The sequence below is a fragment of the Streptomyces meridianus genome, assembly GCF_023703325.1.
Classification (GTDB): Bacteria; Actinomycetota; Actinomycetes; order Streptomycetales; family Streptomycetaceae; genus Streptomyces; species Streptomyces meridianus.
Genome location: NZ_JAMQGM010000021.1, coordinates 32,574 through 55,811, shown reverse-complemented (window position 1 = coordinate 55,811; position 23,238 = coordinate 32,574). Strand labels below are relative to the sequence as shown.

General features: G+C 71.4%; 18 protein-coding genes, 1 tRNA gene and 1 pseudogene. 18 read left to right on the top strand and 2 right to left on the bottom strand.

Annotation, left to right across the window (positions count from 1 at the left end; genetic code table 11):
* Positions 1-168: 168 nt before the first annotated feature.
* The 5 genes from M1E25_RS10110 (at position 169) to M1E25_RS10090 (ending at position 2,679) form a co-directional block, all read left to right on the top strand.
* Entirely contained in the window at positions 169-813 is a 645-nt protein-coding gene (locus M1E25_RS10110; protein WP_308290406.1) for a type II secretion system F family protein, read from the top strand.
* Complete coding sequence (locus M1E25_RS10105) at positions 810-1,604, top strand: type II secretion system F family protein (protein WP_251412896.1); 795 nt, start codon at positions 810-812, stop codon at positions 1,602-1,604. Before M1E25_RS10110 ends, M1E25_RS10105 begins: the two co-directional genes overlap by 4 nt.
* 97 nt (positions 1,605-1,701) lie before the next feature.
* Complete coding sequence (locus M1E25_RS10100) at positions 1,702-1,902, top strand: DUF4244 domain-containing protein (RefSeq protein ID WP_251413103.1); 201 nt, start codon at positions 1,702-1,704, stop codon at positions 1,900-1,902.
* Entirely contained in the window at positions 1,889-2,278 is a 390-nt protein-coding gene (locus tag M1E25_RS10095; RefSeq protein ID WP_251412894.1) for a TadE family type IV pilus minor pilin, read from the top strand. The genes M1E25_RS10100 and M1E25_RS10095 overlap by 14 nt, the downstream gene beginning before the upstream one ends.
* A complete protein-coding gene (locus M1E25_RS10090) occupies positions 2,275-2,679 on the top strand; it encodes an Rv3654c family TadE-like protein (protein WP_251412892.1) in 405 nt (134 codons plus the stop codon). The genes M1E25_RS10095 and M1E25_RS10090 overlap by 4 nt, the downstream gene beginning before the upstream one ends.
* On the opposite strand, the gene sftH is transcribed toward M1E25_RS10090, so the two are convergent.
* The gene (sftH, locus tag M1E25_RS10085) at positions 2,657-5,017 is read right to left on the bottom strand and encodes a DEAD/DEAH box helicase (RefSeq protein WP_251412890.1); all 2,361 of its coding nucleotides are present in this window, start codon (positions 5,015-5,017) and stop codon (positions 2,657-2,659) included. The two genes, M1E25_RS10090 and sftH, sit on opposite strands and share 23 nt — an antisense overlap.
* Before the next feature lie 133 nt (positions 5,018-5,150).
* Here sftH and bldG point away from each other — a divergent pair, with 133 nt between their 5' ends.
* The 13 genes and pseudogenes from bldG (at position 5,151) to M1E25_RS10020 (ending at position 22,254) form a co-directional block, all read left to right on the top strand.
* The gene (gene bldG / locus M1E25_RS10080) at positions 5,151-5,492 is read left to right on the top strand and encodes an anti-sigma factor antagonist BldG (protein WP_098752640.1); all 342 of its coding nucleotides are present in this window, start codon (positions 5,151-5,153) and stop codon (positions 5,490-5,492) included.
* Between the two features lie 105 nt (positions 5,493-5,597).
* Positions 5,598-6,050 (top strand): ATP-binding protein, encoded by a 453-nt coding sequence (locus M1E25_RS10075; protein ID WP_251412888.1) that lies wholly within the window; start codon positions 5,598-5,600, stop codon positions 6,048-6,050.
* Positions 6,051-6,693: 643 nt separating this feature from the next.
* Positions 6,694-9,096 (top strand): sodium-translocating pyrophosphatase, encoded by a 2,403-nt coding sequence (locus tag M1E25_RS10070; protein WP_251412886.1) that lies wholly within the window; start codon positions 6,694-6,696, stop codon positions 9,094-9,096.
* Positions 9,097-9,324: 228 nt separating this feature from the next.
* Positions 9,325-9,879, top strand: a complete 555-nt coding sequence (locus M1E25_RS10065) for a small secreted protein (protein WP_251412882.1) — start codon at positions 9,325-9,327, stop codon at positions 9,877-9,879.
* An 85-nt stretch (positions 9,880-9,964) separates the two neighbouring features.
* A complete protein-coding gene (locus tag M1E25_RS10060; protein WP_251412880.1) occupies positions 9,965-11,530 on the top strand; it encodes a DUF7059 domain-containing protein in 1,566 nt (521 codons plus the stop codon).
* Positions 11,531-11,784: 254 nt separating this feature from the next.
* A complete protein-coding gene (gene topA / locus M1E25_RS10055) occupies positions 11,785-14,655 on the top strand; it encodes a type I DNA topoisomerase (RefSeq protein ID WP_251412878.1) in 2,871 nt (956 codons plus the stop codon).
* 128 nt (positions 14,656-14,783) lie between these two features.
* Positions 14,784-17,852, top strand: a complete 3,069-nt coding sequence (gene tmk, locus M1E25_RS10050; protein WP_251412876.1) for a dTMP kinase — start codon at positions 14,784-14,786, stop codon at positions 17,850-17,852.
* Positions 17,853-18,079: 227 nt separating this feature from the next.
* A complete protein-coding gene (locus M1E25_RS10045) occupies positions 18,080-19,306 on the top strand; it encodes a DNA polymerase III subunit delta' (RefSeq protein WP_251412864.1) in 1,227 nt (408 codons plus the stop codon).
* Positions 19,307-19,545: 239 nt separating this feature from the next.
* A complete protein-coding gene (locus M1E25_RS10040) occupies positions 19,546-21,132 on the top strand; it encodes an alpha/beta hydrolase (protein ID WP_251412852.1) in 1,587 nt (528 codons plus the stop codon).
* A 116-nt stretch (positions 21,133-21,248) separates the two neighbouring features.
* Positions 21,249-21,325 (top strand) — tRNA-Thr (locus tag M1E25_RS10035).
* A 132-nt stretch (positions 21,326-21,457) separates the two neighbouring features.
* Positions 21,458-21,592, top strand: a pseudogene (locus tag M1E25_RS10030) (Uma2 family endonuclease); the annotation flags it as partial.
* 147 nt (positions 21,593-21,739) lie between these two features.
* Complete coding sequence (locus M1E25_RS10025) at positions 21,740-21,997, top strand: type II toxin-antitoxin system Phd/YefM family antitoxin (RefSeq protein ID WP_251412850.1); 258 nt, start codon at positions 21,740-21,742, stop codon at positions 21,995-21,997.
* Positions 21,994-22,254: a Txe/YoeB family addiction module toxin gene (locus M1E25_RS10020; protein ID WP_251412848.1), complete on the top strand. Its 261-nt coding sequence runs from the start codon at positions 21,994-21,996 to the stop codon at positions 22,252-22,254. Before M1E25_RS10025 ends, M1E25_RS10020 begins: the two co-directional genes overlap by 4 nt.
* A 120-nt stretch (positions 22,255-22,374) precedes the next feature.
* On the opposite strand, the gene M1E25_RS10015 is transcribed toward M1E25_RS10020, so the two are convergent.
* On the bottom strand, positions 22,375-22,698 hold the full coding sequence (locus M1E25_RS10015; protein WP_251412846.1) for a hypothetical protein: 324 nt from the start codon (positions 22,696-22,698) through the stop codon (positions 22,375-22,377).
* Positions 22,699-23,238: the final 540 nt, after the last annotated feature.

Sequence of the window (23,238 nt, the reverse complement as noted above, 5' to 3'; positions counted from 1 at the left end):
TTGACGGGCGGCGAGGTTGCGGCGCGCAGAGCATGGGCCGTTCTGACCCGGGACGGTGTCCGTCCCGGGTCACCTCGCACCGGTTTCAGAGCTCTGCAGAGCCGGTGGTCGTCCGGCATCGGGAGGCGTGCCGGGAAGGAGTGGCTGTGTCTGCCGGCCGGACTGGCCATGGCCGTTGCGGGGCAATCCGCACTGCCGCTGCTGGCCGTTCCGCTGGGCATCCCCCTGGTGCGGCTGGCATTGCGGCGGCGCCGCGAGCGACGGACTGCTGCCGGGACGTCGGCCGAGGTGATCGACCTCTGCGGCACGGTGGCGGGAGAACTGCGGGCCGGCCGGCAGCCGGACGAGGCGCTCCGGGCGGCGCTCGCGGGCGGCGCCGGGGTTGTGGGTGCTCCGGTGATGGCGGCGGCGCGCTTCGGCGGTGACGTCCCCGTGGCCCTGCGCGAGGCGGCGCAGCGGCCGGGCGCCGAGGGGCTGTCCGGTGTGGCCGCGTGCTGGCAGGTTGCGGCGGACCGGGGCGCCGGGCTGGCGGCAGGACTTGAGCGGGTGGCAGGAGCTCTGGGAGCCGAACGGGACCAACAAGAGGAATTGTTGGCGCAGTTGGCGGGAACCCGGTCCACGTCCGTGATGCTCGCCGTACTGCCGCTCTTCGGGATGGCCATGGGCGCGGCGATGGGTGCCAGGCCCCTGTGGTTCCTGTTGCACACACCCGAGGGCCTGGCCTGCCTCGCGATCGGCGGGGTTCTGGAAGCAGCGGGCCTGTGGTGGACCGCCCGCATCGCCCGGTCGGCCGCGGGACGGGGACCGGGATGAGCGGCGCGGTCGTTCACAGCCCGGGGCCGGGACTGGTGGCAGCTCTGCTCATGGGATGCCTGGTGTCCGCGCTCGGCGGCGCGTTCCGGGAGCGAGCGGAACGCCGACGTGCGGAACTGCTGGTCGGCGGCCGGCCCGGGCGACCGTCGCGCCGCGGCTGTCCCACGCTGCCGGCCGGCGCGCGGACGCGATCGGTCCGGGACCGGCTGCTCGCGGCGGGCGTGGGGTTGTCGGTGTTCGTGTTCCTCGGTGGAGCGGCGGGGTGCGTCGTCGGACTCTGCGCCGCCGTGGGCGTCCGGCGGTGGCGCAGCTCGGCTTCCACGGCCGCCGACAGCGATCGCACGCAGGACGTGGAACAGCAACTTCCGTTGGCCTGCGATTTGCTGGCGGCTTGTCTCGAGGCCGGAGCCGGGCCGCAGGAGGCGGCCGAGGCGGTGGGCGCTTCGCTGGGCGGTCCCATCGGGGAGCGGCTCCGCCAGGTGGCAGCGGAGCTGCGGATGGGCCAGGAGCCCGTTGCGGCCTGGTCCCGGCTGGCCCGGCTGCCGGGTGCGAGTGGGCCGGCCCGGTGCCTCGAGCGCGCCCACACCACCGGTGCGCCCGCAGCAGGGCCGATGGCCCGGCTCGCCGCGGACCGGCGGACGCGGCAGGCGCGGGACTCCGTCTCCAGGGCTCGCCGGGCCGGGGTTCTGGCGACGGCTCCGCTGGGGCTGTGCTTCCTGCCCGCATTTCTGCTGATCGGCGTCGCGCCGGTGCTGATCGGGTTGGCCGACGGGCTGATGGACGGGGGGTGACGGGACACAGACGAGCAGGGCATCGGCACCACCGTGGTGCTGCATGCGGATCGACGACGGAGGGACCGAGGGGATGAGCATGTTCGGAGTGACGGGAATGCGGATGCGTGAGCGGTTCCGGAGCCTGCACGCGGTGCTCGCTGCACGGGCCGAGGCCGGGATGACGACCGCCGAGTACGCGGTCGGAACCCTTGCGGCCTGCGGGTTCGCGGCTCTGCTCTACAAGGTCGTGACGAGTGGAAGCGTCGCGGGAGCGCTCGAGGCGCTGATCACCAAGGCGCTCGATGCGAAGTTCTGACCGCGGTCAGGCGACGGCGGAGGCAGCGGTCGTCCTTCCGGCGCTCGCCGTGTTCGCCATGGCCCTGATCTGGGGGCTGGTGGCCGCCTCGGCGCAGATCAAGTGCGTGGACGCCGCCCGGGCGGGTGCCCGGGCGGCCGCCAGGCAGGAACCGCAGTCGGTCTCTCTGGCGGCAGCCCGTTCGGCAGCCCCGTCCGGGGCGGAGGTCACGCTGTCCCGGGAGGGGGACCTGGTCCGCGTCCGGGTGGAGGCTCCGGCCACCGGACCGGGCCCGTTGGCGGTGCGGTTGCGGGCCGAGGCGGTCGCACGGTCCGAGGAACTGCCCGAGGCGCCGGGGTACGAACCGGGTGAGGTGGCGAGAGGAGCGCAGGAATGAACCGCCACGGGGACCGCGGCTCGGCGACGGTGTGGACGGCCGCACTGGCTGCGGGACTGTGCGTGGTGTTCGCCGCGGTGCTGGGCATGGGCCAGGCCGTGCTCTCCCGTCACCGTGCCGGCGGAGCGGCAGACCTCGCAGCTCTGGCTGCAGCGGATCACGCGGTCCAGGGAGCGGCGGTCGCCTGTCGCGAAGCCGGAAGGGTGGCACGTGCTCAGGCGGTCCGACTCGTCGAGTGCACGGTGAGCGGCGAAATCGCCGATGTCACCGCCGAGGCGACGTGGGGGCCGTACGCGGCGCAGGTCCGCGCGCGAGCGGGCCCGGCGGGCAGCGGCCTGTCAGCTCCGCGCGCCGGTACGTTTCGCCGCGAACAGCCGGTCAGCCGCGAGGCGCCCCGGTGAGCAGGGTGGTGAGAAGCCGGACTGCTGCGCCCTTGTGCAGGGGGTCGTTGCCGTTGCCGCACTTCGGGGACTGGATGCAGGACGGGCACCCCGACTCGCAATCGCAGGAGGCGATGGCCTGGCGGGTGGCGTCGAGCCAGTCGTGGGCGGTGTGGAAGGCCCGTTCGGCGAAGCCGGCACCCCCGGGGTGACCGTCGTAGACGAAGACCGTGGGAAGCAGGGTGTCGGGATGCAGGGGCACCGAAACACCGCCGATGTCCCACCGGTCGCAGGTGGCGAACAGCGGCAGGATCCCAATGGACGCGTGCTCGGCTGCGTGCAGGGCCCCGCCCAGCTGTTCCGGATGGACACGGGCCTCATCGAGCTGATCCTCGGTGACGGTCCACCACACAGCCCGGGTGCGGAGCGTTCGAGGCGGCAGGTCGAGCTTCGTCTCGCCGAGCACCTCCCCGGTGATCAGCTTCCGGCGAAGGAAGGAGACGACCTGATTGGTGACCTCCACGGATCCGAAACACAGGCGGGACGCACCCCAGGGGACCTCCGTGGTGGTTTCGAGTACGGAGATCGCGGTGGTGTCGCGTGCTGTCGTCGAGTATGGCGGGTCTGCCGGTTCCACCAGCGCCACGGACTCGTCCAGGTCAAGGTGGCGCACGAGATAGGTGCGGCCGCGGTGAAGATGGACGGCCCCCTCGTGGACGGTGGTGTGGGCGGAAGCCGCGTCCACGGTGCCGAGCAGCATCCCGCTGGCCACCTCCACGACCTGCACCGGGGCCCCACCCTGCCCGCGGATGTCGGCGAGATCCGCTGCTCGTTCCCGCCGCGTCCAGTGCCACGCCCTGGCCCGCCGGCGGAGCAGCCCCCGCTGCTCCAGCTGTGGCACCAGCCCGGGTGCCTCGGGGCCGAACATCTCCAGGTCCGCATGGGTCAGCGGAAGCTCGGCGGCGGCAGCGCACAGATGGGGGGCGAGGACGTACGGGTTGTCGGGGTCGAGCACCGTGGATTCCACCGGTCGGTGGAAGAGGGCCTCCGGGTGGTGCACGAGATACGTGTCCAGGGGGTCGTCGCGGGCGACGAGTACGGCCAGGGCGCCCTGCCCGGCTCGCCCCGCTCGGCCGGCCTGCTGCCACAGGGAAGCACGGGTGCCCGGATATCCGGACAGCAGGACGGCGTCGAGTCCGGAGACGTCCACACCGAGTTCCAGCGCGGTGGTGGTGGCCAGGCCCAGTAGTTCGCCCGTGTGCAGGGCCCGTTCCAGCTCGCGGCGCTCACCCGGCAGATAACCGCCCCGATACGCGGCGACACGCCCGGGCAACGACGCGTCGACCGCGGCGAGCCGTTCCTGGGCGACCAGCGCGATCAGCTCCGCGCCCCGCCGGGACCGGACGAACGCGACGGTCCGCACGCCCTGTACGGCCAGGTCGGTGAGCAGGTCCGCGGTCTCTGCGGTGGCGGTCCGCCGGACGGGTGCGCCCTGTTCGCCGTGCAGCTCGGTGAGTGGCGGCTCCCAGAGAGCGAAGACGAGCTCGCCTCGCGGGGAGGCGTCCTCGGTGATCTGCGCGACCGGGAGTCCGGTGAGCCGGGAGGCGGCCACGGCCGGATCCGCCGCAGTGGCCGAGGCCAGCAGGAACACCGGTGCCGAGCCGTAGCGTGCGCAGACCCGGCGCAGACGGCGCAGCACCTGGGCGACGTGGGAGCCGAAGACACCGCGATAACTGTGGCACTCGTCGACGACGACATAGCGCAGGGCGCGTAGGAAGGATGACCACCGGGCATGCGCCGGGAGGATGCCCCGGTGCAGCATGTCGGGGTTCGTGAGTACGTGGTTGGCGTACTGCCGCACCCATTCGCGCTCCTCGACGGGGGTGTCGCCGTCGTACACGGCGGGCCGGATCGCGGTCCCGAGCGGGTCTGCGAGTTCGGCCACGGCCCGCCGCTGATCGGCGGCAAGCGCCTTGGTGGGAGCGAGGTACAGCGCCGTGCAGCCGCGGCCGTTCGGGGCCTCGGCCCCGTCGAGCAGGGTGCTGAGGACAGGAGCGAGATAGGCGAGAGACTTCCCGGAGGCCGTTCCGGTCGCCACGACCACGGACTCTCCCCGCAGAGCGTGCTGGGCGGTACGCGCCTGGTGTTCCCAGGGCCGGCTGATGCCCGCCTCCCGGATGGCAGCGATCACTTCGGGGCGGATCTCTGCCGGCCAGTCGGCATGCCTCCCCGGACGTGGGGGCAGGTGCTCCGTATGGGTGATGCGCGTAGCCCGTTTCGGCCCGGCCGCCAGCCGGTCGAGGACGGACCGGGGGGAAGGGCCTGTGCCGGTGGATCGCGGTGGTTGGTTCTCGGCCATCGGCACCGAGTGTGTCACCGGCTCGACGAACAATGGAGTCCAGGCGTCGTACAACGCCTGCCGGTAAGTGATTGAATGCCATCGCGGCTGCCGATCCATGGGGGGCGACCGCTCGATGCAAGCTGGAGGATCCGTGGACTTGTCCCTGTCGACCCGGACCGTTGGCGACCGCACGGTCGTCGAGGTCGGTGGCGAGATTGATGTATACACCGCGCCCAAGCTGCGCGAGCAGCTGGTCGAGCTGGTGAACGACGGCAGTTATCACCTTGTCGTCGACATGGAAGGCGTCGACTTCCTCGACTCCACCGGGCTCGGCGTGCTCGTGGGCGGGCTGAAGCGAGTGCGTGCCCATGAGGGCTCCCTGCGCCTGGTCTGCAACCAGGAGCGCATTCTCAAGATCTTCCGTATCACCGGACTGACCAAGGTGTTCCCGATCCACACCTCGGTGGACGACGCCGTGTCGGCGACCGACTGACATCGTGAGATTCCCCGGCCCTGAGCCGGGGGAGGAAGTCACTGGGGGTTCCGGGCCGTCGGCCCGGCCCCTGGACACGGCATTCGTACGACCGAGGGGGATGGCATGGCCACCGTCGAGCTGCGCTTCAGTGCCCTGCCCGAGCATGTCCGGACGGCCCGCCTGGTGGCGGCCGCCGTGGCGCGCCGTGCCGGGGTCGACGAGGCGGTGCTGGACGAGGTGCGTCTGGCGGTGGGCGAGGCCTGCTCCCGCGCGGTCGGACTCCACGAGGTCAACGAACTGACCACCCCGGTGCGAGTGCTGCTCATCGAGGACGAGAAGAAGTTCTCCATCGAGGTCGGCGACGAGGCGCCTCACACACCGGCCGGCCGGCCGGCGGAATCCGCCGGCCGGCCGGGGGCCGGAGAGCCGTCCCGCGGCGCCGGCGGTGACGAGGAGGACGACATGGGTCTCGCCGTCATCAGCGGGCTCGTGGACGACGTCGAGGTGTCCGCCGGGGAGTCCGGCGGTTCCATCCGTATGAGCTGGCCTGTGACGTCGGCGCCCGTTCTGTCCTAGGGGTCCACCCCCGTTCCGGCCGCTTCCGTGCGTTTCGCCGGGAGAGTTCGCCGAACGAGCCGTCTCGGCCCGCACCTCCCACCCACCGCCCATCGGAGCGCCACACGCGGTGGCGCTCTGTCTGCCGGCCACGGCTGCCGGTCCCTCCCCGGCGGGCCGTATCCGCCCGCCCGGCGCTTTCCCCGGGCGCTCAGCGCGAGCCCGGCGGCCTCCCGGACTCCTCTCCGCGCGGGCTGCACCGCATCCCTTCCGATCTTCCGCGGGATCCACACAGGCTCTCGGGAGCCTCGTGCGCACCGCTGGACAACCTGCCCGGGAATCCCGCGGCGAGAGTCCTCCACCACCGTCCGGTGTCCCCTGGAAGCGCCATCGAGAGAACCCTGACCAGGGGTGTTCATAACACTCTTCGATAAGCCGTAGATCGTTTATCGGGTGTCGGTTGTTTGATCGACTTCCTCCCTTCGGGGGAATTGGCGGAGCGATCTTTTTTTGATCTTCGCTGGTCCGGGCCAATTCCTCTTCAGGCGCACTTTTTTGCCGCGGCCAGGCTCCCTACAATCCGTCCACAACTTTGCTCAGGACGCCTGAGCGCCGCGGCTGTTCCACTGCTGCGCGCCCATGTGCCAAACGTCAAGGAGGACGAATGGCGGGGCCCTTTCCCCCTCTGCAGAACGACCTACCCTCATCTCTTGCAGCTGCGACCCTGACCGATGACAACCGGATGATCGTGCTGGTCATCGCGGCCGTCGCGATTGCGGCCCTCGTCGTCGCCGTGGTGCTGGTGCGCCAGGTGCTCGCCGCCGGCGAGGGCACCGACAAGATGAAATCGATCGCCGCCGCCGTCCAGGAGGGCGCCAACGCGTACCTTGCACGCCAGTTGCGCACCCTGGGCGTATTCGCCGTCGTGGTGTTCTTCCTGCTCATGCTGCTTCCGGCGGACGACTGGTCGCAGCGCGCCGGCCGGTCGGTCTTCTTCTTGATCGGTGCTCTCTTCTCGGCGGCCACGGGCTATATCGGAATGTGGCTCGCCGTGCGCAGCAATGTGCGCGTGGCGGCCGCGGCCCGTGAAGCCACCCCGGCGGAAGGCGCCCCGCCGAAGGATCTGACGGACGTCTCCCACCGGGCCATGAAGATCGCTTTCCGCACCGGCGGCGTGGTCGGCATGTTCACGGTCGGGCTGGGCCTGCTCGGCGCCTCGTGCGTGGTGCTGGTCTACGCCGCTGACGCCCCCAAGGTTCTGGAGGGCTTCGGTCTCGGCGCCGCGCTCATCGCCATGTTCATGCGTGTCGGCGGCGGCATCTTCACCAAGGCCGCGGACGTCGGAGCGGACCTGGTCGGCAAGGTTGAACAGGGCATTCCGGAGGACGACCCGCGGAACGCCGCGACCATCGCGGACAACGTGGGCGACAACGTCGGCGACTGCGCGGGCATGGCGGCGGACCTGTTCGAGTCGTACGCGGTCACGCTCGTCGCCGCGCTCATCCTCGGCAAGGTGGCCTTCGGTGACGTCGGCCTGGCCTTCCCGTTGCTGGTGCCGGCCATCGGCGTCGTGACGGCCATGATCGGCATCTTCGCGGTGGCACCCCGGCGGGCGGACCGCAGCGGAATGACGGCGATCAACCGGGGTTTCTTCATCTCCGCGGTGATCTCCCTGGTGCTGGTGGGGATCGCGGTGTTCGCGTACCTGCCGTCCTCGTACGGCGATCTCACCGGTGTGACCGACCCCGGGATCCTGGGCCACGCGGGGGACCCCCGGGTGCTCGCGCTCGTCGCCGTGGGCATCGGTATCGTGCTCGCCGCGCTGATCCAGCAGCTCACCGGCTACTTCACCGAGACCACCCGGCGTCCCGTGAGGGACATCGGGAAGACCTCGCTGACCGGCCCGGCCACCGTGGTGCTGGCGGGCATCTCGATCGGCCTCGAGTCCGCCGTCTACTCGGCGGTGCTGATCGGGCTCGGCGTGTACGGCGCATTCCTGCTCGGCGGCAGCTCGGTCATGCTCGCCCTGTTCGCGGTGGCTCTCGCGGGCACCGGCCTGCTGACCACGGTGGGCGTGATCGTCGCCATGGACACTTTCGGCCCGGTCTCGGACAACGCGCAGGGCATCGCCGAGATGTCCGGTGACGTTGAGGGTGCGGGCGCCCAGGTCCTCACGGACCTCGACGCCGTCGGCAACACGACGAAGGCGATCACCAAGGGCATCGCCATCGCCACGGCGGTGCTGGCCGCCGCGGCGCTCTTCGGTTCGTACCGTGACGCGATCGCCTCGGCCGTCGCGGATGTGAATGCGCGCGCCGGGGAGCTGGGTCTGAGTCTGGACATCTCGCAGCCGAACAACCTGGTCGGGCTGGTGCTGGGCGCCTCGGTGGTGTTCCTGTTCTCGGGGCTCGCCATCAACGCCGTCTCGCGGTCGGCGGGCTCGGTCGTCTTCGAGGTCCGACGCCAGTTCCGCGAGCACCCCGGGATCATGGACTACTCCGAGAAGCCCGAGTACGGCCGCGTCGTTGACATCTGCACCAAGGACGCGCTGCGCGAGCTGGCCACCCCCGGTCTGCTCGCCGTCCTCGCGCCGATCGTCGTCGGGTTCACCCTCGGCGTCGGTGCGCTCGGCTCCTACCTCGCCGGCGCGATCGGCACCGGCACGCTGATGGCCGTCTTCCTCGCGAACTCCGGGGGTGCGTGGGACAACGCCAAGAAGCTGGTGGAGGACGGGCACCACGGCGGGAAGGGCAGCGAGGCCCACGCCGCGACCGTGATCGGTGACACGGTGGGCGACCCGTTCAAGGACACCGCGGGGCCGGCCATCAACCCGCTGCTGAAGGTGATGAACCTGGTGGCGCTTCTGATCGCCCCGGCTGTCGTGCAGTTCAGCTACGGCGACAACGCCAGTACGGGCATCCGGGTGCTCATCGCGGTGCTGGCCCTCACGGTCATCGTCGGAGCCGTCTACGTCTCGAAGCGGCGCGGAATCGCCGTGGGTGACGAAGGCAACGACGGAACGGCCGAAAGCGTCTCCAGCGCGAGTGATGCGGCCACGGTCTCCTGACGTCCGGTCGATCGGAAGGCGACCCAAGTAGTCGCAACAGCAAGGGAGTTGTTGGGCGGGCGGTGTGCGGTGAGCACGCCGCCCGCTCTCGTGTCCGGGCGGCACCGACGCCCTCCGGGCCGTGATGCAAATGGCTGCAATGCCCGTTACGGGGCATCCATGACTCGCGACTACCCCTCTTTGGGCGTGTATGTTCCGTGGCCGATAGCCACGGAAGGGACCAATCCGGTGAACAAGAAGCTTGTGGCCGCACTGTCCGGCGGCACGGCCCTGGTACTGGCGCTGTCCGGCTGCAGCGACAACAGCGAGGTCAACGACTACGCCAAGAAGGTCTGCGATCAGCTCGAGCCCCAGCTGCAGAAGATCACGGACGCCAACGAGTCGATCACCTCGACGGCCGCCGACGGCAAGCCCGCGGACATCAAGAAGGCCGACTCGGCTGCCTTCCAGCAGATCTCGACCGCCTACGCGTCGATGGCCGGCGCCGTGGACAAGGCCGGGGCCCCGCCCGTGGACGACGGCGAGCAGAAGCAGCAGGCCGCCGTGCGCGGACTGAACGCCACGTCCCGCGCGTACGCCGATCTGAAGGCGGACGTCGAGCGGCTCAACACCAACGACCAGGGCAAGTTCGCGTCGGGGCTCCAGGACATCGCCCAGAAGCTCGACGCCGTCAACAAGACCGGTGACGACGCGATCAAGAACCTCCAGTCCGGTGAGGTCGGCGAGGCCATGAGCAAGCAGTCCGGGTGCAAGCGGCCGTCGGAGGCCAGCCCTTCCTCGTGACCCGTTCGCCGGTCACGGGATCACGGGTCCGCACTCCCTCTCCGGAGGTGCGGGCCCGTGGCACTCAACGGCGGCGCATCCGACAATGGGACGCGTGAGTACGAACCGCCTTCCCTCGCCCTTCGCCGACCGCACCCGCCGGCTCCGCGACGACCTCCTGCGGGCCGGCTTCACGGCCGACGGCCTGCTCGAGCTGCTCGGCGCGCCCGCCTACGCCGCACTCGCCCGCAACGAGACCGTCCCGGCGCTGCGTGCGACCCGCGGCGGCAGCCCGCTGGAGACCCTCGTCCGGCTCTTCCTCCTGCAATGTCCGGTGCCGGCCGAACGGGCACGCGCAGCGCTGCCGTTCGACGAGTGCCTGGAGGACGGCTGGCTCGCCGGGACCGCGGAGGAGGTGCGGGCGACCGTGGACGTCCGCCCGTACGGCGGGCCCGTCGGCGAGGACTGGTACATCGTCTCCGATCTGGGCTGTGCGGTCGGCGGTGCCGGTGGTGCCGGTGGTGCCGGAGGTGCGGCGCTGCCGGAGGCGGACCGGGCGCAGCTCGTGCTGGGCGTCGGTGGGGCGTCCACCACGCTGGCCGGGATCACCCTCCGGGATCCGGTCGACCGGGCCCTCGACGTCGGCACCGGGTCCGGTATCCAGGCCCTGCACGCCGCCGGGCACACGACGGCGGTCACGGCGACCGACGTCAACCCGCGGGCGCTGCGCTTCGCCCGGCTCACCCTGGCCCTGTCCGGGGTCCGTGAGGCCGATCTCCGCGAGGGCTCGCTGTTCGAGCCGGTGCCCGAGGGCGAGCTCTACGACCTGATCGTCTCCAACCCGCCGTTCGTCATCTCACCGGCCGCCTCCGCCGGGGCCCAGGCAGAAAGAGGCCGGCTGACGTACCGCGACGGCGGTATGTCGGGGGATGCGCTGTGCCGCACGCTCGTGCAGCAGTCGGCGAGCCGGCTCGCCGAGGGCGGCTACTGCCAGCTGCTGGCCAACTGGCAGCACATCGCGGGTGAGGACTGGCGCGAGCGGGTATCCGCCTGGGTGCCGCCGGGCTGCGACGCCTGGATCGTGCAGCGGGAGGTGCAGGACGTCACGCAGTACTCCGAGCTGTGGCTGCGGGACGCCGGTGACCACCGGGCCGGCCCCGCCGAGTACGCGGCGCGGTACGACGCATGGCTGGACGACTTCGAGGCGCAGAAGACCAAGGCGGTCGGCTTCGGCTGGATCACCCTGCGCAAGTCGGGCGCCGAACGCCCCAGGGTGACCGCCGAGGAGTGGCCGTACCCCGTCGAGCAGCCCCTCGGCGAGGCGATCCGCTCCCACTTCGACCGACAGGACTTCCTCCGGGACACCGACGATGCCGCCCTCCTGGCCGGTCACTACCGCCTCGCCGACGAGGTGGTGCAGGAGCAGGTCGGGCTGCCGGGAGCCGAGGACCCCGAGCACGTGCTGCTCCGGCAGAACCGGGGCATGCGCCGGGCGACCGAGGTGGACACGGTCGGCGCCGGTTTCGCCGGCGTGTGCGACGGCACACTCAGCGCGGGCCGCATCCTCGACGCGATCGCCGATCTGCTCGGCGAGGATCCCGTCCTGCTGCGGGACCGGACCCCGGCGTCGATCCGTCTCCTCGTCGACCAGGGATTCCTGCTGCCCGTCTGACCGTTCCGGGCGGTCGTGAGAGGTCTCACCCGGTCGGTCGGAACCGCCGTCCGCGCAGGGGCGATCGGACCTTGGCGGCAATCGCCGCCAAGGACCGGGGGAGCGATCCGGGCGGCAAACAGGACGGGTATCGGGTTACCGTTCGAGTGGCGTTGCGGACTTTTCCCGTTTGACAAGAGGGCGGGAGGTACCGTCACACTCCGCAGCGTCACTGTTGTGCCACACCGAGCATCGATCCGGAGAGAAGAGCGAAGTTGTCCCCGACCAGCGAGACCGCAAAGGGCGGACGCCGACTCGTGATCGTCGAGTCGCCTGCCAAGGCCAAGACGATCAAGGGTTATCTCGGCCCTGGGTACGTGGTCGAGGCGAGCGTGGGACACATCCGGGACCTGCCCAACGGTGCGGCCGAGGTCCCCGACAAGTACACCGGTGAGGTCCGCCGCCTCGGTGTCGACGTCGAGCGGGACTTCCAGCCGGTCTACGTCGTCAACAGCGACAAGAAGAGCCAGGTCAAGAAGCTCAAGGAACTCCTCGCGGAGTCCGACGAACTCTTCCTCGCCACCGATGAGGACCGCGAGGGCGAGGCCATCGCCTGGCACCTCCAGGAAGTGCTCAAGCCGAAGGTTCCCGTGCACCGGATGGTCTTCCACGAGATCACCGAGCAGGCGATCCGCGAGGCGGTCAACAACCCGAGGGACCTCAACAAGCGGCTGGTGGACGCGCAGGAGACCCGCCGGATCCTCGACCGCCTCTACGGTTACGAGGTCTCGCCGGTCCTGTGGAAGAAGGTCATGCCCCGGCTGTCCGCCGGCCGCGTGCAGTCCGTCGCGACCCGGCTCGTCGTCGAGCGGGAACGCGAGCGCATGGCGTTCCGCTCCGCCGAGTACTGGGACCTGACCGGTACCTTCGCCACCGGCCGTGCCGGTGACTCCACCGACCCCGGCACCTTCGGCGCCCGCCTGACCTCGGTCGACGGCCGCCGTGTCGCGCAGGGTCGCGACTTCGGCTCGACCGGGCAGCTCAAGGACGGCGCGAACGTCCTGCACCTGGACGAGCAGAACGCCCGGGCCCTGGCGGCCGCGCTCGAGAGCACCGACTTCTCGGTGCGGTCCGTGGAGTCCAAGCCCTACCGGCGTTCGCCCTATGCGCCGTTCCGCACGACGACCCTCCAGCAGGAGGCGTCCCGCAAGCTCGGATTCGGCGCGAAGTCGACCATGCAGGTGGCCCAGAAGCTGTACGAGAACGGCTTCATCACCTACATGCGTACCGACTCCACCGTTCTGTCGGACACGGCGGTCGCCGCCGCCCGGTCCCAGGTGACCCAGCTGTACGGGGCCGGCTACCTGCCGGACAAGCCGCGCACCTACGCGGGCAAGGTCAAGAACGCCCAGGAGGCGCACGAGGCGATCCGGCCCTCCGGCGACCGTTTCCGCACTCCGGCAGAGACCGGCCTCACCGGCGACCAGTTCCGCCTCTACGAGCTGATCTGGAAGCGGACGGTCGCTTCCCAGATGAAGGACGCGGTCGGCAACTCGGTCACCGTCAGGCTCGGCGGCCGGGCCTCCGACGGCCGGGACGCCGAGTTCAGCGCGTCCGGCAAGACGATCACCTTCCACGGGTTCATGAAGGCCTATGTCGAGGGCGCGGACGACCCGAACGCCGAACTCGACGACCGCGAGCGCCGGCTGCCGCAGGTGAGCGAGGGCGACCGGATCGGCGCGGAGGAGATCACCGCCGACGGGCACGCCACCAAGCCCCCGGCCCGCTACACCGAGGCCTCGCTGGTGAAGGAGCTCGAGGAGCGGGAGATCGGCCGCCCCTCGACCTACGCGTCGATCATCGGCACCATCCTCGACCGCGGCTACGTGTTCAAGAAGGGCACCGCGCTGGTGCCCTCGTTCCTGTCCTTCGCGGTCGTGGGCCTGCTGGAGAAGCACTTCGGCCGGCTCGTCGACTACGGCTTCACCGCCAAGATGGAGGACGACCTCGACCGCATCGCCCGCGGGGAGGCCCAGTCCGTTCCGTGGCTGCGGCGCTTCTACTTCGGTTCCGACGAGTCCGGCGCCGGTGTCGCCGCCGAGGCCGGCAACGGCGACGGCGATCACCTCGGCGGGCTGAAGGAGCTGGTCACCGACCTCGGTGCCATCGATGCCCGTGAGGTCTCGTCGTTCCCGGTCGGTGACGGCATCGTGCTTCGTGTGGGCCGCTACGGTCCGTACGTCGAGAAGCCTTCGCCGGTCGAGGGGGAGACCGGGCAGCGAGCGGACGTGCGGGAGGACCTGCCGCCGGACGAGCTGACCGTCGAGTACGCAGAGGAACTGCTCGCCAAGCCGAGCGGCGACTTCGAGCTGGGCACGGACCCGCAGACGGGCCGCCCGATCGTGGCCAAGGACGGCCGCTACGGCCCGTACGTCACCGAGGTCCTTCCCGAGGGCACCCCCAAGACCGGCAAGAACGCGGTCAAGCCGCGCACGGCGTCGCTCTTCAAGTCCATGTCCCTCGACACGATCACGCTCGAGGAAGCGCTCAAGCTGATGTCGCTGCCGCGCGTCGTGGGCATCGACCCCGAGTCGGACACCGAGATCACGGCGCAGAACGGCCGCTACGGCCCCTATTTGAAGAAGGGGACGGACTCGCGCTCGATCGAGTCGGAGGAGCAGCTGTTCACCATCACGCTGGACGAGGCCCTCGCGATCTACGCCCAGCCGAAGCAGCGCGGCCGCGCAGCGGCCAAGCCGCCGCTGAAGGAGCTCGGTACCGACCCGGTCAGTGAGAAGCCGGTGGTCGTCAAGGACGGACGCTTCGGTCCGTACGTGACGGACGGCGAGACGAACGCGACCCTGCGCCGCGACGACGACGTCGAGACCATCACGGCCGACCGCGCCTACGAACTCCTCGCCGAGAAGCGGGCGAAGGGCCCGGCGAAGAAGAAGACGGCGAAGAAGGCCGCCGCCAAGAAGACGACCGCGAAGAAGACGGCTGCCGCCAAGAAGACGGCGGCGAAGAAGACGACTGCCAAGAAGACGACGGCGAAGAAGACGACGGCGAAGAAGGCGACGGCGAAGAAGGCCACGGCGAAGAAGACCGTTGCGGCCGGCACCGCAACGGCCGACCGGGCCGAGTGAGGCCCGGCCGGTCCGGACCGGCCCCCGCGACCCGCCCGCCCCGTCGGCAGCCACCTGATGTGCCGACGGGGCGGGCATTTGTTCGGGCGGGGCGGCGGAGGCTCGGCCGCTCCCGATAGGCTGGCGGGATGACGCGAGCCCAGCAGTCCCGGGCCGAGGGGCCCGCCCCCGCCCCCGACCCCCTTGCAGCAGACTCCCGTGAGCGGGCCGTACGAGCGCTGCTGCGATTCCCGCCGCTCCGCCGGCTGTGGAGCGCCCAGCTCGTCGGCGGCGTCGGAGACGCCCTCGCCCTGCTCGTGCTGGTGCTGCTGTCGCTGCAGGCAGCAGCCGTCGCCGGGCCGTTCGGCGGCGGATACCGCGGGGCAGCCTTCGCCGTGGCCGCCGTGTTCGGCGTCCGGCTCGTCGCGACGCTGCTGTTCGGTGTCCTGCTGCTGAGGCCGCTGGCCACCCTCACCGGGCCCTCCGGGCCGCTGGACCGCCGATGGACGATGATCGGCTCGGACGTGGTCCGGGCGGCGCTGCTCATCGTCGCCCCGCTGTGGATCGACTGGACCCGTGAGAAGGCGTTCGCCTGGCTGCTCGTCACCGTCTTCGTCACCGGCATCGCCGAGCGTCTGTGGACGGTCGCCAAGGACGGGGCCGCTCCCGCCCTGCTGCCCGCGCCTCCGGCCGAGGGAGCCACGGTCCGGCCGCTGCCGGACCGGCTCGAGGCGCTCCGCAGGCTCTTCCTGCGCACCGCTTTCGTGAGCCTGCCGCTGGCTGCCGCCGCGCTGGTACTCGTCACCCTGGTCAGCAACCTCCTCGGCTCCGGCATCCCGTGGTTCGGCGGCCACCAGGCCGCGCTCGCGTCGTACGTCGCATCGGGGCTCTTCGCCGCGTCGATCTCCGTCCTCTATTTCATCGAGCTGCCCGGCCACCGAACCTCCGGAGTGCGCTCGCCACTCCATGCGCTGCGCCGCCCCAGGCCCGGTGACGGGGCGGACGGCAAAGGGCGCACGGGCGCGATCCCGCTGCTCGTCCTCGCCTGTGCGGCCGTGGCGGGCGCAGTCGCGGGCGCCGTCGCCGTCGCCGTCCTGCAGGCCTTCGACCTCGGCGGCGGGCCGGTCGGTTTCGGGCTGCTGGTTCTGGCACTGAGCGGCGGCGTGGTGGCCGGCGTCCGGCTGGCTCCCCGGGTGCTGGTCGGGTTCTCCCGCCGCCGGATGCTCGCCCTCGCCCTTGCCGTCACCGGCCTGGCGCTGCTCGCCGCGGGCCTGACCCCCGACCCGGCGACCGTGCTCTTCCTGGCCTTGCTGGCCGGAACGACGGCCGGCGTCGCGGCCAACACCGGGCACACCCTGCTCGACCTGGAGGCCGAGGAGTCCCTGCGGCCCCGGACAACCGAGCACCTGCACGCCGTCGTTCGCCTCTTCGTCGGACTGAGCGCCGTCCTGGCCCCGGTGATCGCCGCCGGGATCGGACCGCACCGCCTGGCCGCCGGGAAGTTCGTCTTCGCCCACGGCGGCGCCGCCTTCACGTTGATGCTCATCGGCGCATTGCTGCTGCCGGTCGCGGCGCTCGTCCTCGGCCGGACCGACGACCGGCAGGGCGTGCCGCTCCGCCGCGACCTGCGCGAAGCGCTGCGCGGTGGCGGCTCCCAGGAGTCCCCGGCCGGTGCCGGCTTCTTCCTCGTCCTCGAGGGAGGCGACGGGGCGGGCAAGTCCACCCAGGTCGAGGCGCTCGCCGAGTGGATCCGGGCCAAGGGCCACGAGGTCGTCGTCACCCGTGAACCGGGTGCCACCCCGATGGGCAAGCGGCTGCGCTCGATCCTGCTGGACGTTTCGAGCGCCGGCATCTCGCACCGTGCCGAGGCGCTGCTGTACGCGGCGGACCGGGCGGAGCACGTCGAGACGGTCATCCGGCCCGCCCTGGAGCGCGGCGCCGTGGTCATCTCCGACCGCTACATCGACTCCTCCGTGGCCTACCAGGGCGCGGGCCGCGACCTGTCGCCGACCGAGATCGCCCGGATCTCGCGCTGGGCCACCGACGGACTCGTCCCGCATCTGACGGTCCTGCTCGACATCTCCCCCGAGACGGCCCGGGAACGTTTCACCGAGGCACCCGACCGGCTGGAGTCCGAGCCGGCCGAGTTCCACGAGCGGGTGCGGTCGGGATTCCTGACCCTGGCCGCCGCGGACCCGGCCCGGTACCTGGTGGCCGACGCCGGCCGCGATCCGGAGGCCGTCACCACCGTCGTGCGCCACCGGCTCGACCAGATGCTGCCGCTCTCCGATGCCGAGATCAAAGCCCGCGACGAGGCCCGCAGGGCCGCCGCCGAGGAGGCACGCCGCCGGGCCGAGGAAGAGGCCGCCCGCAAGGCCGAGGAGGAGCGGCGCGAGCGCGAGCGGCAGGAGCAGATCGCCAGGCTCCGGGCCGAGGAGGAGGAGCGCAAGCGGATCGAGGCCGAGGAGGCGCAGCGCGCCGAGGCCGAGCGGCAGGCCGAAGCGGCCCGTATGCGCGCCGAGGAGGCACGGCGGCTCGCCGAGGAGGAGCGCCGGCGTCGCGAGGAGGAGGAGCGTGCCCGCGCGGTGGAGAAGGAGCGGCTGCGCCGGGAGTACGAGCAGCAGAACCGGCTGCGCGAGGAGGCCGAGGAGCGTCGGCTGGAGAAGCAGCGCCGGGCCGAGGAGGCGCTGCGCCGGGCCGGGTCCGCGCGTGCCGCGTCGGACGACGGGACCGCCACGATCGAGACCCCGGCGCCCGGCCGGCAGCAGCCGACCGAGCGGCCTGCCCCGAACGAGCCGGACGACCCGGACTCGGAGGCGACCCAGACGGTGCGCACTCCGCTGCCGCCGGCTCCGTCGGACGCCGAGGAGACGGCCGTCCTGCCGCAGCAGCAACCTCCGGCGGAGCCCGACGAGACGGCGGTTCTCCCGAAGGTGAGTTTCGACAAGGGCCCCGACCCGGCGGACCGGGTGCCGCCGTGGATGTTCCGGGAGGGCGAGGAGCCGGAGCCCGCCGAGTCCGAAGCCGAGCGCACCCGCGAGCTGCCCTCGTTCCCGATGGAGGAGGACGAGTCGTCCTCCCGCAGCGGTCGCCGCCGCCCGCAGTGGGCCGAGGAGACGCCGCTGGACGACCTTCCGTCCCTCGCCGACGAACTGCTCGGGCCGCGGGACGACTACGACGCCGATCAGCACCGGCACGGCAGGGGCCGGCGCGACTGAGGCGTGTTGACCTGAAGCGTTGTTCCCACGGCGGCGCACCCGGACACGGCGGAGACGCCGGGGGTGTGCCGCCGCCGCGTGTGTCCTTCGGGCCCGGAGCCGGCTGTCGGTGCGGTGGACGACAATGGGATGCCAGGGGTGGAACGCGTCCCGTGAGGGCGCGGTCCCGGCATGGCAGGCACGACGGCAGAGGCTGAGACAGAGGCAGCGGGAGAGGGCGGACAGCGATGGCGGTGTGGGACGACCTCGTCGGCCAGCAGCAGGTGACCGGGCAACTGCTCGCCGCGGCCCGGGACGCCGATGCGCTGGTGACCGAGGCGGAGCCGGGGGAAGACGACGCTCCCCCGGAGCCGGGCGGATCGTCGAGCATGACCCACGCGTGGCTCTTCACCGGTCCGCCGGGTTCCGGAAGGTCCACCGCAGCGCGGGCTTTCGCGGCGGCGCTCCAGTGTGTCAGCCCGGACCGCGCCCTGGGCGGTGCTCCGGGTTGCGGGTTCTGCGACGGCTGCCACACCGCGCTGATCGGTACGCACGCGGACGTCGAGGTGGTGCGGACCCAGGGGCTGTCGATCGGGGTGAAGGAGACGCGCGAACTCGTCCGCCGGGCGCAGTTGTCTCCGGCGACCGGCCGGTGGCAGGTCATCGTGATGGAGGACGCGGACCGGCTCACCGAGGGCGCCTGCAACGTCCTGCTCAAGGCGATCGAGGAGCCGGCGCCGAGAACCGTGTGGCTGCTGTGCACTCCGTCCATCGAGGACGTGCTGCCGACGATCCGGTCACGCTGCCGGTTGCTGACACTGCGCACGCCGTCGGTGGACGCCGTCGCCGACCTGCTGGTGCGGCGGGACGGGGTCGATCCCGCGCGGGCCCGGGCCGCGGCCGAGGCGACCCAGGGGCACATCGGCCGTGCGCGCCGGCTGGCCACGGACGAGCAGGCGCGGACGCGCCGGGCGGCCGTGCTGAAGCTGCCGCTGCGGGTGGACGACATCGGTGCCTGTCTCAAGGCGGCGCAGGAACTGGTCGACGCAGCAGCGGAGGACGCGAAGCAGATCGCCGAGGAGACGGACGCCAGGGAGACCGAGGAGCTGCGCGCCGCGCTGGGTGCGGCGGCCGGGACGGGCAGCCGGCTCCCGCGCGGCACTGCCGGTGCGATGAAGGAGCTCCAGGACCGGCAGAAGACGCGCAGTACGCGCATCAAGCGCGACACCCTCGACCTCGCGCTGACCGATCTCACCGGGTTCTACCGGGATGTGCTGGCGTTGCAGCTCGGCTCGTCCGTGGCGCTGGCCAATTCCGGGCAGCGGGACGCCCTGGAGAGGGTGGCGGCCGGGTCGGGCCCGGAGAACACGCTGCGGCGCATCGAGGCGGTGATCGCCTGCCGCGACGCCATGGACCGCAACGTGGCGCCGTTGCTGGCCGTCGAGGCGATGACGATGGCGCTGCGCGCGGGCTGACTGCCGGACGCGGTGTCGTGGCCGGTGCAGTGGGTGGCGGGCGTGGCCGGCCGACGGCCACACAACCGGGGCGGGGCGGGGCGGGGCGGCCGGCGTCGCGCGGCGCCGGCCGTCGCCCCGACCGCTCTCATCCGTCCGGGGCCGGGGCTGCACGTCCCAGGGTGCTCGTACGGATACGCTCCGTAGGTCGTGCTCCGCAGAAGCTGTGGAAGCTACCCGTCCGGACCCGAGGACCGCCCATGGACACCCGTCGCCTGTTCCGCTCTTCCGGGACCCTGCTCGCGGCCGCCGGACTGCTGCTCGCCGGCTGTTCGCCCGAGGAGGCGGCCGACCGGTCCTCCGCCTCGGCGACACCGCAGCCGGGGGAAGGGGGCGGGGCGGTCCAGGGGCTGCGACCGCTGGCGTTGACCGTGCCGGCGGACCTCGAGCCGTACTACGAGCAGAAGCTGACGTGGCGCGACTGCGAGGACACCCCGGGCTTCGAGTGCTCGACGCTGAAGGTGCCGCTGGACTACGACCGTCCGGCGGCCGAGGACCTGGAGCTGGCGGTCTCGCGGAAGAAGGCGACCGGGCCGGGCAAGCGCCTCGGTTCGCTGCTGGTCAACCCCGGCGGGCCGGGCAGCTCCGCGGTCGGCTTCCTCCAGACCTACGCGGGCGTCGGATACCCGGAGCCCGTGCGCGCCCGGTACGACATGGTGGCCGTCGACCCGCGCGGCGTGGCCGGCAGCGAACCCGTCGCCTGCCTGACCGACCCGCAGATGGACGCCTACACCCAGGTCGACCAGACTCCCGACGACGAGGCGGAGACCCGCAAGCTCGTCGCCGCGTACAAGAACTTCGCGAACAGCTGCCGCAAGCGCTCCGGGGACGTGCTCGGGCACGTCTCGACGGTCGAAGCGGCCCGCGACATGGATGTCCTGCGTGCGGTGCTCGGCGACGACAGGCTGACGTATGTCGGGGCGTCGTACGGCACGCTGCTGGGCGCGACCTATGCCGGGCTCTACCCCTCGCGGGTCGGCCGGCTCGTCCTCGACGGGGCGTTGGACCCGTCGCTGTCCGCTCTCCGGCTCAACCGCGAGCAGACCGGCGGCTTCGCCACGGCCTTCGGGGCCTTCGCCGAGGACTGCGTGAAGCGGACGGACTGCCCGCTCGGGACGGGCAGCGCGGACGACGCCGGCAAGCGGCTGCGCGCGCTGTTCGACCAGGCCGACGAGAAGCCCCTCGCCACCGGCGAGGACCGCAGGCTGGGCGAGCAGCTGGCGACCACCGGGGTGATCGCGGCGATGTACGACGAGAGCGCGTGGCCGCAGCTGCGCAGCGCGCTGCAGTCCGCGGTGGAGGGGGACGGCAGCGGGCTGCTGAAGCTCGCCGACCTCTATTTCGAGCGGGACTCCGGGGGCTCCTACCAGAACCTGATGTACGCCAACGCCGCGGTCAACTGCCTGGACCTGCCGCCGTCCTTCGGGGGGCCGGAGGACGTCCGGAAGAACCTGGAGTCGTTCCGCAAGGCGTCGCCGGTGTTCGGCACGTACATGGCGTGGGCCGCGCTGAACTGCACCTACTGGCCGGTGAAGCCGAGCGGAGAGGCGCAGCGGATCGAGGCGAAGGGGGCGGCGCCGATCGTGGTGGTCGGCACCACGCGCGACCCGGCGACGCCGTACCTCTGGGCGCGGGGCCTGGCCGGCCAGCTGGACTCCGGCCGGCTGCTGACCTACGACGGCGACGGGCACACGGCGTACGGGCGCGGCAGCGACTGCATCGACGCCTCGATCAACCGATACCTGCTGGAGGGCGAGCAGCCGGCCGAGGGCAAGAAGTGCTCCTGATCACGCGGCCCCCGTACCGGTCCCGGGACCGGTACGGGGCACCCCCGGGAACTGTGTAGACTTGTCGCCGTTGCTGATGCCAGTCTGTGCGTAACGGGCGGGCATCTTCGCAGCTTGCCGCCTTAGCTCAGATGGCCAGAGCAACGCACTCGTAATGCGTAGGTCTCGGGTTCGAATCCCGAAGGCGGCTCCACCGAAACCCCGGCTCGGATCTCGTCCGAGCCGGGGTTTTCGTTTCTGCGCTCTGCTTCGCGGTCCGGGCGCGGGTTCCGAGGGTGCCCAATGGCGCCGAGCCCGGCGGGATCAGGATCGCCGGAGAGTCCCCGCGACCGGCGTTCCCCTCGTGTACACGTACGTCCTCGACCCCGCGACGAAGATCTACCGGGACGGTGACGTGTTCATCGGTGTCATCAAGGTCGCGGCGCCGTTCCCGGTGGAGATCGACCTCGGTCTGATCTGACCGTGTGTGCAGGTCGGCGGTCCGTCGTGCGTGCTCGGGACGGATCGTCGACCGCGGCGAGACCTGTGAATGACGTCCCCTCCGTGCGGCGTTGTCAGCCCGCCCAGTGAGACGTGCAATTTTCTGTACTCAAGCAGGAGGTTTGCGGTGAAGACGATGTCGTACTCGGAGTCGCGGGCGAAGTACGCGGAAGTGCTCAACGCCGTGACCGACGACCGCGAGGAAATAGTGATCACGCGCGCCGGGCATGAGCCGGTGGTCATCGTCTCGCTGGAGGACTACGAGTCCTTGAAGGAGACGGCTTACCTGCTGCGCAGCCCTGCGAACGCCCGCCGTCTCCTTGCATCCATCGAGGAGTTGGAGAGCGGCGGCGGGGCGGTGCGTGAACTCGCGGACTTCGAATGAAGATCACCTTTGCCTCCCGTGCCGGGGAGGACTACCTCTGGTGGCAGTCCCAGGATCGCAAGATCCTCAAGCGGATCAACACGCTCATCGCGGATGTGATGCGTAACGGCAACGAGGGGATCGGCAAGCCGGAACCTCTCAAGCACGGCTTCCAGGGCTACTGGTCGCGCCGGATCAACGACGAGCATCGCCTGATCTACAAGGTCGGGGACGACTCGGTCCTGATCGCGCAGTGCCGCTACCACTACGAGAGCTGACGGCCCGGAAGCCGGACAGTCCGCGTGGCTGATCGCCGGGCTCCCCGGCTCGCTGCCGAAGACGACCGGGGGACGGGCAACGTGGGGCGGACCCGTCTTGAGGCGGGGCCCTGCGTTGTGCTACGGCCCAGGAGTTTCCCCGGTTCCCTCTGACCAGCGGTACTCGGCTTGTCCCTGGAGCCCCCGGATAGGTGACGGCTGGCCTTCCCACGTCGTGTCCCAATCGGCGACGTAGCGGCGGTAGATGGCCCGGACCCGGTCGGGATCGGTCGGCTCCAGTCGGCCTGGTCCTGTAGTACGTACCTGCCGGATGTCTTCTGGTGGATCGAAGGTGGAGATCATCGCGGCGATCTCACGCCCCTGCTCGATCGCGTTCAGGAACGGGTTCGGCGAGCGGAGCGGTGTGTGGAACCACAGTCGGCCCTCGGCGAAGTCGAACCACATGGTGGCGAGGGCCGGGTTCCCACGCGCGGTGACGGTCGCACACTGGCCGGGGGTCGCGGATCCGCCAGGAACGCAGTGACCTCGAGACTTGGTGAGGACATGCGCCTCAGGCTGAAAGGTCTACCGGTGTGTTGCCAGATGCACTGAGGTGGAGCCACACGGATTCGCCTGTGCCCGCAGCGGGCACCGACGCCCGTTCGCGCCCCCGGACCTGTCGCTCTCTGTACCGCCCCGCAGGCTGGCCGGTCAGGCCGTTCTGCGTTGTGCCGACGGCAATCGGTCGACCGGTTCGCTTGTCCGGTCGTCGTCCACGGCCCCTGGCGAGCGGCCAGGCGCGCCGCTCGCAGGTTCTACCCGGCTGCCGGAGTCAGCTGACGGAACGTCATCCGACGTCCCCGACCGAGCGGTGGCGATGGCCCGTGGCCGCGGGCGGCGGATCTGCGCCGGGCGGGTGGAGGTGGTGGTGCCGACGGGTGACTGTCCCGGACGTCGTTCGGCCGATCCGGATTTCCCGGTTGTGGACTGGGGATCCCGTACGCC